Source organism: Stenotrophomonas maltophilia group sp. Smal13 (assembly GCF_030236855.1).
Taxonomy (GTDB): Bacteria; Pseudomonadota; Gammaproteobacteria; order Xanthomonadales; family Xanthomonadaceae; genus Stenotrophomonas; species Stenotrophomonas maltophilia_A.
This window is the reverse complement of sequence record NZ_JASJSQ010000106.1, coordinates 1-11,668: the sequence shown is the minus strand read 5'-3', so window position 1 is coordinate 11,668 and position 11,668 is coordinate 1. Positions and strand designations below refer to the sequence as shown.

General features: G+C 63.1%; 13 protein-coding genes and 1 pseudogene. 6 read left to right on the top strand and 8 right to left on the bottom strand.

Annotation, left to right across the window (positions count from 1 at the left end; genetic code table 11):
• Nucleotides 1–7: 7 nt before the first annotated feature.
• The 3 genes from QRO95_RS22455 (at nucleotide 8) to QRO95_RS22445 (ending at nucleotide 1,515) form a co-directional block, all read left to right on the top strand.
• Nucleotides 8–745 (top strand): NAD(P)H-dependent oxidoreductase, encoded by a 738-nt coding sequence (locus QRO95_RS22455; protein WP_285303513.1) that lies wholly within the window; start codon nucleotides 8–10, stop codon nucleotides 743–745.
• Between the two features lie 67 nt (nucleotides 746–812).
• Nucleotides 813–1,250 (top strand): acetyltransferase, encoded by a 438-nt coding sequence (locus QRO95_RS22450; RefSeq protein WP_285303510.1) that lies wholly within the window; start codon nucleotides 813–815, stop codon nucleotides 1,248–1,250.
• 58 nt (nucleotides 1,251–1,308) lie between these two features.
• The gene (locus QRO95_RS22445) at nucleotides 1,309–1,515 is read left to right on the top strand and encodes a hypothetical protein (protein WP_005410107.1); all 207 of its coding nucleotides are present in this window, start codon (nucleotides 1,309–1,311) and stop codon (nucleotides 1,513–1,515) included.
• Between the two features lie 22 nt (nucleotides 1,516–1,537).
• Here the strand turns inward: QRO95_RS22445 and QRO95_RS22440 are convergent, their stop codons facing one another.
• A complete protein-coding gene (locus QRO95_RS22440) occupies nucleotides 1,538–2,044 on the bottom strand; it encodes a GNAT family N-acetyltransferase (protein ID WP_404830387.1) in 507 nt (168 codons plus the stop codon).
• A 243-nt stretch (nucleotides 2,045–2,287) separates the two neighbouring features.
• Between QRO95_RS22440 and QRO95_RS22435 the strand changes: the two genes are divergently transcribed.
• From QRO95_RS22435 to QRO95_RS22425, 3 genes are read left to right on the top strand one after another with little or no spacing between them, the layout of a single operon-like run.
• Nucleotides 2,288–2,959, top strand: coding sequence for a hypothetical protein (locus QRO95_RS22435; RefSeq protein ID WP_285303508.1), 672 nt, complete (start codon nucleotides 2,288–2,290; stop codon nucleotides 2,957–2,959).
• A 40-nt stretch (nucleotides 2,960–2,999) separates the two neighbouring features.
• Nucleotides 3,000–3,653, top strand: a complete 654-nt coding sequence (locus tag QRO95_RS22430) for a hypothetical protein (RefSeq protein WP_049436610.1) — start codon at nucleotides 3,000–3,002, stop codon at nucleotides 3,651–3,653.
• Complete coding sequence (locus QRO95_RS22425) at nucleotides 3,650–4,978, top strand: XVIPCD domain-containing protein (protein ID WP_180837949.1); 1,329 nt, start codon at nucleotides 3,650–3,652, stop codon at nucleotides 4,976–4,978. Before QRO95_RS22430 ends, QRO95_RS22425 begins: the two co-directional genes overlap by 4 nt.
• Before the next feature lie 54 nt (nucleotides 4,979–5,032).
• On the opposite strand, the gene QRO95_RS22420 is transcribed toward QRO95_RS22425, so the two are convergent.
• From QRO95_RS22420 to QRO95_RS22385, 7 genes and pseudogenes are all read right to left on the bottom strand, one after another.
• Nucleotides 5,033–6,301 carry a hypothetical protein gene (locus tag QRO95_RS22420; RefSeq protein WP_343237338.1) on the bottom strand — a complete coding sequence of 423 codons (1,269 nt, stop codon included), beginning with the start codon at nucleotides 6,299–6,301 and terminating at the stop codon, nucleotides 5,033–5,035.
• Nucleotides 6,302–6,398: 97 nt separating this feature from the next.
• The gene (locus QRO95_RS22415; protein WP_285303506.1) at nucleotides 6,399–7,406 is read right to left on the bottom strand and encodes an XVIPCD domain-containing protein; all 1,008 of its coding nucleotides are present in this window, start codon (nucleotides 7,404–7,406) and stop codon (nucleotides 6,399–6,401) included.
• Nucleotides 7,407–7,463: 57 nt separating this feature from the next.
• Nucleotides 7,464–8,000: a hypothetical protein gene (locus QRO95_RS22410; protein ID WP_032129521.1), complete on the bottom strand. Its 537-nt coding sequence runs from the start codon at nucleotides 7,998–8,000 to the stop codon at nucleotides 7,464–7,466.
• A gap of 407 nt (nucleotides 8,001–8,407) precedes the next feature.
• Nucleotides 8,408–8,536 (bottom strand): annotated as a pseudogene (locus QRO95_RS22405) (type VI secretion protein); the annotation flags it as partial.
• A gap of 88 nt (nucleotides 8,537–8,624) precedes the next feature.
• A complete protein-coding gene (locus QRO95_RS22400) occupies nucleotides 8,625–9,101 on the bottom strand; it encodes a DUF4189 domain-containing protein (protein WP_343123932.1) in 477 nt (158 codons plus the stop codon).
• Between the two features lie 643 nt (nucleotides 9,102–9,744).
• Nucleotides 9,745–10,284: a DUF4189 domain-containing protein gene (locus QRO95_RS25415; RefSeq protein ID WP_182266332.1), complete on the bottom strand. Its 540-nt coding sequence runs from the start codon at nucleotides 10,282–10,284 to the stop codon at nucleotides 9,745–9,747.
• Nucleotides 10,285–10,852: 568 nt separating this feature from the next.
• Nucleotides 10,853–11,359, bottom strand: coding sequence for a DUF4189 domain-containing protein (locus QRO95_RS22385; protein ID WP_232528021.1), 507 nt, complete (start codon nucleotides 11,357–11,359; stop codon nucleotides 10,853–10,855).
• Between the last annotated feature and the right edge of the window lie 309 nt (nucleotides 11,360–11,668).

Genomic DNA, 11,668 nt, shown 5'->3' with positions numbered 1-11,668 from the left:
TGTAGCGCTGTTCGCGCTGGGCATCGAAGCGTTGGGGCTGCAGGCGGCCGAGCAGCTGCGGCACGACCATCTGCAGGTGGACATGGTCGACCTGTATGCAGAAGGCTTCGATCCGCTGGAAGCGGCCTGGCACCATCCACGGCGCCTGCAGCCCAAACGCTTCGATGCCCAGCGCGAACAGCGCTACAGCGCCGAACACGACCAGTTGCCCGCCGATGTGCGGCATCACCTGCAGCTGCTGCAGGCCGCGGACCTGGTGATCCTGCAGTTCCCACTGTGGTGGTTTGCGGCGCCGGCCATCCTCAAGGGCTGGCTGGACCGCGTGCTGGTCTACGGGCCGATGTACAACAGCCGGCAACGCCACGAGCGCGGCGTGATGCAGGGCAAGCGTGCGTTGCTGAGCGTCACCACCGGCTCTTCGGCGCGGGCGTGCGCGGTCGATGGCCGCGAAGGCGATACCCGGCTGTTGCTGTGGCCGTTGATGTACAGCCTGCGCTACGTCGGCTTCGAGGTGATGGAGCCGCATATGGTGCACGGCGTGCGCTCAGGGCTTGCAGCGGAACGCGTGCAGGCCCACGACGAAGCATTGGTTGCAGCCACCCTTTCCTACCGCGAGCGACTGTCGCGATGGCGGCAGTGGCCGACCGTGCCCTTCAACAACAGTGAGGACTTCGAGGATGGTGTGGCGCTGCGCGCGGAAGCGACTGCCTACAGTCCCTTCATCCGCCATCGCAACGCCGGATGAACCCGCACCTGCAGGCACGGCCGGAAAGCTTCACAATGCGTATTCCTGTAAGCACCTTGGTGAACACATGACCACCCTCCGTCCCTCTCGCGCCGACGACGGCGCCGCCCTTGTCGATCTCTGGCGCCGCGCCGTCGACGCCACCCACGACTTCCTCAGCACTGAAGATCGCCTGGCGATCGATGCCGAAGTCGCCGCTTTCCTGCCGCAGGTGCCGATGACCGTTGCTGTCGATGCACAGGATTGGCCGCTGGGCTTCATGCTGATCGACGGCACCCACATGGAAGCACTGTTCATCGATCCGGACGTGCGCGGCACCGGTATCGGTCGGCAGCTGCTGCAGCACGCACTGGCCCTGCACCCGCAGCTGAGCACCGACGTCAACGCACAGAACGCGCAGGCCGTGGGCTTCTACCTGCGCATGGGCTTTGTCGAAACCGGTCGTTCGCCGCTGGATTCGCAGGGCCGCCCGTATCCGCTGATCCACCTTCGGCATAAGGCCTGACATCCGTTGGAAGCAGCTGCGTGTTAGCGTGGCTGCTTTCGATCAAGGAATGCCGTACATGGATGGTGCAAAAGCCCTGTTGACCCTGTTTGCGCTGGGCATCAGCCTGGTCTGGATCCTGGTGCCGTTCGCCATCTTCGCCGTGCGCAACCTGCTGCGTGAGGTACTGGTCGAGCAGCGTCGTACCAATGAACTTCTCGAGCATATCGGCGGCTACCGCATTCCGAAACCGCAACCCGAACCGACCGTCTGGCGCGCGCCCTGAGCGGGCGCACGCCCGCCGTGGCTCAGGCTGTCGCCTCGAAGGCCGGTGAGTACTGCACCTCGCCCTGAGCCAGCGGAGGCTGCAGGCAAAGCGCCTGGAAGTACTCCGCCGGCACGCCCGGCAACACCAGGCCCGGCTCGGCACGGAAGCCGAAGCGCCCGTAATAGGCCGGCTCGCCCAGCAATACACAGCCATGCGCACCCTGCTGACGCAGTGCTTCAAGTGCGGCGCGCATCAGGGCCGCACCGATGCCCTGCCCCTGCCACGCGGGCACTACCGAGATCGGGCCCAGACCAAACCAGCCCGTGCTGCCATCGCTGACCGTCACCGGCGACAGGGCAATGTGACCGACCACCTGGCCCTGAGTTTCGGCGACCAGCGAAATGCTCAACTCCCCGCGGGTGCGCAGGGCGTCGACGATGAACTGCTCGGTGTGGCTGCTGTGCAGGGCTTCGCGGAAGGCGGCCTCGGTGAGTGCATGGATGGCGGCGTGGTCGGCCGTGGTTTCGGTGCGGATCATGCAGTTCAAGAGAACGCCTTTGATAATGTGATGAATGCGTGAATTATTGATTTAGGTCGCAGATTCAACCGCGAGCAGCCCCTGCCAGCAAGGCCAACGCGACGCCCGAATCCCCTGTGCTGCAATCGATTCGCCGGAATGCACCGCATCGGGCGCGTCAAAAAGCCGTCGCGGCGGTGGCGCAGCGTTCCTGACACGCTCCATAATCGAGAAACCTGTCACCCAGGAAGGATATATGGACATGGACGCACGATGCAGGATCAGGCCATGGGAGTAGCGCTCCCTGAAAGGAAAAGGCAGCCGCTGCTGGCGTTGCTCGCCCTTATCCCACTGGCCGCATGCTCGCCCTATGCTGATGCCGAGCGCGACGTCGCCGCTGGTGGGCGCGGCCTGGCCAAACTCAATCCTGCACCAAAGCAGGGCTACGAGCTGGTTCTGACACTGAAGGATGCCCCCGGTCCCTTCGCGGTGGTCGAGGGCGTTGCCCAGTACGACGTCAGCAACCACAAGGACTGCGGCCGGGTCCTGAGGGCGACCGGTACCGCCAGCCGTATTACCAGCCAGGAGCTCGTCACGCTGCGCAAGGTCGGTGAGAACGAGTACCGCGGTACGTTCTACCTCGACCGCATGCAGGACCAAGACTATTACGATCGCGGCGTCTGTCATTGGACACTGACCGGAGTCGGTGCGATGTTGCGCGCTACGACCGGCGAGGCGGATACGCGATTCCTGACGTTCATCGACAAGGAGCGCATGGACGCGGGGAGCCCATTGACTCTCTATTATCCGAGGGTTGCCTATCCTCGCGCGGAGCTTGCTGCCAACTATCCTGCCAGCGGCAAAGCGAATCCTTCGGAGTACAAGGAAGAGCTGCGCGACGCGCTGTTCTCGACCACCACCACTGTGCAGAAACTCGCGCCATGAGCTGCCAGTTCAACCATTCCTACCCCCAAGGAGGCCGACATTGCGCCACAAGATGATCCCGTGCCTTGCTCTGCTTCTGTTGACCGCCTGCAACCCGGAGACCGCCATGAACCAGGAACGTGCCGCTGCTGAAGCCGATGTCGCCCAGGGTGGGCGTGGCCTCGCCAAGCTCAACCCCAGCCCGCGCAAGGCCTATGAACTTGTACTGCGCCTGAAGGATGCACCCGGCGATTTCGCACTGGTCAAGGGCGTAGCGCAGTACGACGTCACCAACGAAGACCAGTGCGGCCACATCGAGCCGGCCACCGGCACAGCTGCACGTATCACCAGCCAGGAACCGGTGGAGCTGCGCAAGGTCGCTGAGGGCGAGTACCGCGGCACGCTGTATGTGGACCGCATGCTGGATGAGGACTACTACGGTCGTGGCGTCTGCAAGTGGGAGTTCACCGGTGCCGGGGCAATGCTGAAGGCGACGGGTGCCGAAGAAGAGACCCGCTTCCTCACTTTCGTCGACGCCAAGCCGCTGACCGAAGGTGGCGCCCATACGCTCTACTATCCGGATCTGGTCTATCCGAAGGCAGATCGCGTTCCCAACTTCCCAGCCAGTGGCGAGCCCGATCGCAGCAACTACGCCCCTGATCTGCAGGACAAGCTGTTTACGATCACCCTCTCCGCAAGTGAGGTGGCGCCGTGACCATCACCTCTCAGGACTACGCCGCGTTATCCAATGACGCCTACAAGGATCGGGCCGTCGGCCGACGTGAACCCGGCCAAGAAGAAAAAGTCACGTTAAACGGCCATGAGTACAAGATACTTGAGCATGTCAACAATCGTCTCAACGGCTATCAGGGCACCGTCTATCAGCGCGTAGACACCAAAGAGATCGTCATTGCGCATCGTGGCACCGAGCAGATCGCTCGCGATGCGATTCTGACCGACGGCGGCATGGTGGTTGCGCGCACCAACGTGCAGGCGCCTGACGCGATTGCTTTGACACAGAGGACGCTCGAAGGCGCCGCGCTTCAATCCCGCTTGAACGGTGTGCCCGCGCCCCAGGTCACCGTCACAGGCCACTCCCTCGGCGGCGCCCTGGCCCAGATCACCTCGCACCACTTCAACGTCAAGGGCGAGACCTTCAATGCCTACGGCGCGGTCAGCCTCAGCTACCGCATTCCGGAAGGCGGCAACACCATGATCAACCACGTCATGGCTTCCGATCCGGTCAGCGCCGCCTCGCCGCACTTCGGCCAGGTCCGCATCTACGCCAAGCCCGATGAGATCAAGACGCTCGCGGCAAATGGCTTCAGCAATCACGCCCTGCGTGATCTGATTCCAGACCGTCCGATCATCGCGGCCACCAGTTCATTCGGCGCGCACAAACTGGGCAACTTCCTCAACGAAGGCTCGGTGCTGAAGCACCCGGAAACGCAGAAGCTGGCGAAAGACAACGCCAAGATGATCGAGGAGTACCGCGACGACGTGGAATCACTGCGTCGTGGCGTCACCCGCGCGGCACGCGGCATCCCTGGCGGCGCCATCGATCTGTACGACCACATCCGCGGCCCGCTGCAGCCCGGTGAACCAGCACGCCGCGAAGCAGAGAAGAACGGCCATCACACCAGCATGCTGCGCATGGACGATGCCAATCACCTGGGCAACCCGCTGTTCAACGACGCGATCCGTGGCGTGCATGCGCAGGACGTTCGCGTCGGCCGCGTGCCGGATGTGATGAGTACGCAGTTGGCCGGTAGCCTGGCGGCGGAGATGCACGCTGCAGGCGGCAAGCGCATCGACGAAGTGGTGATGAATGCCGATGCCTCGCGCAGCTTCGCGGTGCAGGGCCAGGGCGGCGACCCGGCGCATCTGCGCGTGTCGGTGGACACGGCCGTGGCGATGAACACCCCGCTGGAGCAGAGCAGCCAGCGCATTGATCAGCAAGCTGCGGGACAGCGCCTGGCACAGGACCGCGATCAACAACTGGAACAACAGCAGAACCAGACCCGCAGCATGCAGGCCTGATGAACAGCGCGGGAGCCGGTCAATCCAGCTCCCGCGTCACTTCGGCCCTCTGCCTCAGGGGCTGGAGGCCGCGACCGGCGCGGACGCACTGGCGGTCACGAACAGATCCGGCCCGGAATCCGGGAAGCCACCACAGGCGCGATCGCCCGGTGCTACCGGATCACAGGGCCACTGCGCCCGCGCGACCTTTTCGCGCAGCTCGAAGCGATCCCCAGTCCAGACCACGAAGGCCAGGTGCTCGCGGTTCCAGTCACTGTAGGCACGCGGACCGCCCTTCTGCGCTGCCTCCGGGTACTGCACGAACCAGCGCATGGCCGGGCCGTACTGCAACTTGCTGTAGTCCAGGCTGATCCGGCCGTCGCGCGACAGCTGCCGCGCACGATCGGCCTCCGTCACCTGGGGCATGGCCGGCATGGCATCGGCGGTCACATCCCTCGGCGCGGCGTCCCCGCGAACCTGGTACACACGCTGGGCCACATAGGCCTCGCGGCAGTCACCCGCTGGCACACGTACCGGCTCCGCGCCGTACTCATCGCGGTTGGCGACCCGGTCGCTGCAGGTGAACGGTGCCGACACCAGGTAGAACGTGCTGTCGGCGTCGCGTCCTTCCAGCGAACGCACCCAGATGTCGCCCATCCGCGCGATGAAGTCCGGGCGCTGGCCGTAGCCCGGCACCGCCTTGAACCAAACCTTCTGTTGCACCTCACGCTCGCGCCAGCTGCGCGGCAGGTGGATGTCCTGCTGGGGCAGCGCGACCAGCAGCGCGGCCAGATGCGCCGGCATCGTGCCCTGGCAGGCGCCGATCAGCAGCTCGCCCTGGGCCGCCAGCCGCCCAGCAAGATCCACCGGGCAGCGGGCACCAAGCGCACGCTCGGTCGCCTGCTCGGGCGGCAACGGCGCGATGACCAAGGCGGGTGGCGCGGGAGCTACCGCCGGGACGGCTGGCTCGACGACAGCAGGCGGTGCAGCGACAGGCGCCGCCGCTGCGGGTGCAACGGGCACATGCGTCGGGTCTGCAGCCGGCGCCGGCTGCGCGTCCACCACTGGTGTCGCAGGAGGTGTCACGGCAGCCGGTACATCGGGAGCCGGCGCCGCGACAACGGCTTCGGTGGCCATGGGCGCTGCAACAGGTGCCATCCCTGCAGGCGCGTCAACGATCGCCTCGGCGGCGATGGGCGCCTCCACGACGGGCGCCGCTGTCTCCTGAGCCTGAGCCGACGCCGCGGCAAGTCCAAGTGACAGAAGCCAGAGCGGCGGCAGGCGGCGCACGGATGCATTGCAGCAGACAGCGGCGTGCCGGGCATTCGAGGGAACGATTCGCATGTGGTGTCCTTCCGAGTGGGTTTCCATGTCGGCGCCACAGGGCGCCACGCGTCGTACGTAAAGCGCCGGCGGGTCCCCTGCCCGCCGGCATCAGGTGTTACAGGGATCGAGAACGCTGCTCCTGCTCGCGGGCGAGCGCGGCCGCCGGGTCCTGCTGGGCGACACTGGCAGCCAACTGCTGGCTGCTCTGCGCCAGCGGCTGCTGGGCGGCCTGCTCCCGGTCAACGGACGCACGCAGCATCGCCGGATCTCCCAGCGCGCCCTGCACCGCAAACAGCGTGCGCCCGTCGTTGCCCGCCAGCAGATGATCGATACGCGACAGGCCGGCCTTCTGCGCGCTCAACGCCAGCGCGCCGGCGGCGTTGTCCAGTTCCTGCTCACTGCGCAGTCCGCTCTGCGCCCCCATCTGCTGCAGGTGCTGGCGTGCCCCCTGGAACAGGGCGTGTCCCGGCTCGCCCGGCTGCGACATGTCGCGCAGGGTGGCCTGCTGCGCCGGCGCCCCTACTTCGCCCCGCTCCAGCCGCGCCATCACATCAGGTGTCAGCTTCTGCTGCCACACATCGAACCGCTGCTGGCGGGCCTCGATGCCGTTCAGGCCACCATTGATCGCGCGTGTCGCTTCGCGCACATCCTCGCGCGCCGCCTCCGGCACGCGCGTCTGCCACTGCCACACCGCAATACGGCCCGCATGCTCAGGCTGCGCGGCCAGCTCCGGTTGATTCACCAGATCCAGATCCAGCGCCTTGCCGGCACGCTCATAGTTTTCCTTGCCGACCAGCGGCAGATAGCCGCGGCCGTGATACTTCAATGCGTCGCCGGGCGCATCATTGCCCATGCGCCCGCCGTACATCAGCTCGGCCAGATTCTCCGGACGGCCGCGCAACGCGTCCTGGCGGGCGTCCTCAAGCGCGCCATTGCCATTGCGCCACGCCGCTTCCACCGGGATCTGCGAGATACCCCGGGTGAAGTTGAAACTTTCATTGAGCCGGCTCAGGCCACGGGACTCGTGCCCGGCCTGCGCCATGAAGTTGGCCAGTTCCCGGGACGAGGTGATGCCGGCCTCCGTGGCCTGCCGCAGCAACTGCGACTCTCTATCCTGCGACACGGTGAAACTCCTGCTCGATCATCGTTGGGTACTCCCGCCTCCTCACAGGCATGGCACTCAGGGCAAGCTCACGTCGGCGACAACGGACGGATCGAAATCCTCGAACCGCACCCGACCAAGTTCGGCCGCCGAGAAATCGCGTGTATGACTGGCCTCGGTCTCGGTGTCGACCACCCTGCGCTGCACGCCATGCACCCAACAGGCCTCGTCGGCCGGAACGTAGCGGAACGTGTAGATGCTGCTCCAGCGCTCACGGCTCCCGCCGTTGGTGATCACACTGAACGCGCCATCCTCGATGGTCACGTACGCGAAGGGGTCGCCGGCAATGCCCCCACGGGTGGAGCACGGCACCAGCTTGTCGTTGCGCGCGGCCAACTGCCATCGGCCCGCGGCGTCACCCAGCAGCAGCAACAACACCCGGTTGGGACCGTGCTCGCCGGGCACCAAGCCGTCGGGTGCCGGTTGATCGATCACCAGCAACTGGTCGTCGATCCCGTTGCCGGTGAGATCGCCGCGTACCGCCTCCAGCAGGTTCGCGCCGGACGGAACGAACGCCAAGGCATTGTCCATGTGTACGCCACTCCCCTTCTGCATCCCCTGCGACTCCTTCAATCCTGACTTTCCAGTACCCGCGCGACGACCGGGAAACCATGCGCTGCGCTGCAGGCTCCGGTTTCCACCATGGCGGATGATAGCCCCGGCCCTGCGGCGTCTGCGATGGTCGCAATCAACATCCGCATCGTGGGTCGTCAGAGTCCTCATGGACGGAAAAGCTCCTGCGTTCGATGGCACCGATGCGTCGGGATTTTGACGCGCACGCAGCTTACTTCGAGGAGGCGGGGCTCGTCGAAGGGAGCTTGGGATGAAAAGCGCACTTGATCACAGAAAAAGCGCAGTTAACGTGAATGGTGGCTTATCCGAAAAACAGATCCGCGGTGGATGGCGCCGGGGATGCATCGCCTCCCGCAGCCCCGCCGGCCTGAGGTTGCGCGGAAAGCGTGCTGCTTATCGCGCCCGAACATGCTCATGCTGGTGGCAACGGCCACAATCAACGCTGCCCGCGCCATGTTGGTTACCAGGACCATCATCGAGTCGCGGCTGCAGCCTGTAACGATTCGATAGCCTTGCAACACTTCTCCACAGCGCAGTAAAAGAACATTTGCCCACTAGGACCGTCGCGCCACTCGATCTCGGCGGGATGTCACGGCAACCATGAGACTAGAACGACTCAAAGATCGGCTCAGAACAATCTGTATATAGAACTTTGCACTGCCCACCACCGATGTCCGCGCAATGGGACAAAACTCGATTTGTAGCCTCCTCCTTGGAGCCTGCAACCGAATAGGAGACGCGCCCCTTACTCCCCCTCTCGGGATCAGCATATGCAACGCACTGGTTCTTATAGGTAGTTCCGACTTTGCAATCTCTAGCGCCATGGGTCGCGCAACGGGAAAGCGCCTCGGACACAGCTTCCTGCTTTGAACGCCTTCCGACTGATGCCCCCATATCGCCCGTGCTTACTGCGGTTGCAATAGCTCCCCAGGTTTTGATCCAGCGGCCTGTCGCGACCGGACCACTGGACCCCGCAGCGCCTCCATTGGAGCCCGGTATTGGCGCACATCCACCAACCCCCTGTCCGCCAATCGGATACTGTCCGGGCGGGCAGCGCCCCTCCGCTTGGACATCTGCTGTCACAAGCAAGAACAAAGCAGAGCAAATCCAAAAGAGGGAGATCACAATGCGCTTCACGTTAACTCTCCAATACGCCTGAAATCACTGTCTACCAGGATGAGCAGCTCGCTGGCCAGTTTCCGCAATCCTTGTTGCATCCGACTGCGGCAATGTCATGCAGCTTGTTGACTGATTACTGTAGTCACCGGCGTCTGCAGTACGCCCCTTCTCCGGCTTATCCGGCGAGTAGTAGCTACCCGGCGACTGCCCACTCGGGCCCGGCGCCTGCGCAACAGGGCTGCCACCTATCTGCGAATATGCCATGAAGCTACCCAAGGTGCCCTGGAAGAACATGGCCGCCATTGGGGGCGCAGTCAGAATCAGGGTCGTCAGGATCAATCCCATGCCGCCCTACTGCATCGCCTGACTGGTCATGCCGTCGCTGGACGCGCCCATCAGCGGGAACTTGTTCACCAGCGGGGTCACCCCGAACGACGCAGACACGCGAATCACCATACCTATGGCCAGCGATTCCAACCCCAAAGGCAAAGTCGATGTCTTAGGCGGAAGTGAGAAATAGAAATAGCCCGCTTCTCAGCAGGCCACCTCTAAAACAAATAAGAAGAACCTCGGCGTGCAACAAAGCTCACCCAACGCGAGGATTCCATCAGCGGAAAGGCTTAAACTCAGACATGCTGCACGCAGAGTAGATAACGGTACAACTGCGCCCCTTACCCTCGGATTCACAACGGCGCACTGATTCCGCCTTCGCATCCTCTTCATTAGGTGATCGATACGCCACGGTTGTCACATCGGCCAGGGGTATTGAGCCAATCACCGGGCCGGCTAGCGCGGCGCATTGATTGTGGTACTCAAGAATAACTTTACACTTCTGCCCCCCCATGCGCTGACATTCAGAGAGCGCGAGAGACCTGGCTTCTCTCTTTGATTTTTTGACCTCTGCCACACCAATCGCCAAATTCTGGCCTACTTGATGGTCTGCATCTTGCGCCAAAGCACCCCACCGGGTTTCCCACTTGCCAGTTGGCGTGGGGCCATTGCTCTCACCACCAATTTGACCGCCCGGAATTGGCGCACAACCTCCTACGCCCTGCCCTCCCACCGGGTACTGACCTGGGGGGCACCGCCCTTCTGCCAACGCCACATTAGAAATAACGAGCAGCAAAAGCACGACAATGCACTTCATACTTACACCTCTATCAATCGACACTGTCATTTCACGCTAGGCACCAGCCTGCCCATGTTTTCCAGTATCTTGCTTGATCTCACCTGATCGCCCAATACCGTAACCAGAAGTCGCGCCGTGGCAGGAACTGACCGATGAAGCACTGGAATGATCCTTTGTCTGGGCCGGCGAATAGTAGCTACCCGGCGCCTGCGCAACCGGGCTGCCACCTATCTGCGAATGTGCCATGAAGCTACCCAAGGTACCCTGGAAGAACATGGCCGCCATTGGGGATAGTCAGAATAGTGTTCGTCAGGATCAAGCCCACGCCCCCCCCCCTTCTGCGCCGCGCAGCGTCATCCGCAATGCTCTTCGCCAAAGTCCTCATCGACGGGAAAGCGCCTGCGATTGAGGGCCAGATGCGTCAGCATTTTTGACGCGCACGCAGCCCACTTCTTCGGGCATGGGACCGAACTCCCGAATTCAGCTTCGAGAGTTCATTTCATGATGGCCCCAGCCACTCTGATCCCTCTACCAAAGTGCGATAGGTGTTGGACGTCGGATGTGTCAACCCAGCTCCATAGAGCAATCAGAACTCTTGGAAGATTGGCTCACTGCAATCCGTGTACTTGATCGTGCACTGCCCACCGCCGTGAGCAGCACAGTACTTCAGAACCTCAGTGGAAGCGGCCTCTCTCGTTGGACCACCGGCCATTGAAATCAATCCTTTAGAGCCTGGAGCCGGATCCGCATAAGCGACGCACTGGTTTTTATACGTTATCCCTACAGAGCAATCTTTCGCACCATATGTCGCACAGCGGGACTGAGCCTCAGCGACGGCCTCGGCCTTTGATCTCTTTCCAACCGAAGCTCCCACATCACCGGTCACAACAGATCGGGATATGGCTCCCCAGGTCTTGATCCACTTACCTATCGCACGCGGCCCGGAACTCCCCTCACCCTGAGAGGCTGGAATCGGGGCACAGCCACCCGCACCCTGCCCGCCAATCGGATACTGACCTGGCGGGCAGCGCCCCTCCCCATATGCAACTAGTGGGGCAAGGAACAGGAGAATCAGCAATAGAAAATTATTCATTCTCATAAGAAACCACTCGACAGCAGATCAAGAATTTGCGCCAACTTCCCGGCGACGCATCAAGTTAACGATTCACCCCGCGAAGGCCCGTGTCGTGAATCGTTGGCGCTGAGTTCTGTGGCAAGGTCATGCGAGCTGTCCCGGCAGCCGCATCCTGACCCGCCGTCGGAGCGTCAGTACTGTTAGAGGGCTTCGGAGGAGCGTAATAGCTCCCTGCCGGTTGGCCATTCGGACCAGGCGACACAGCCCCAGCACTGCCACCTATCTGCGAATATGCCATGAAGCTACCCAAGGTGCCCTGGAAGAACA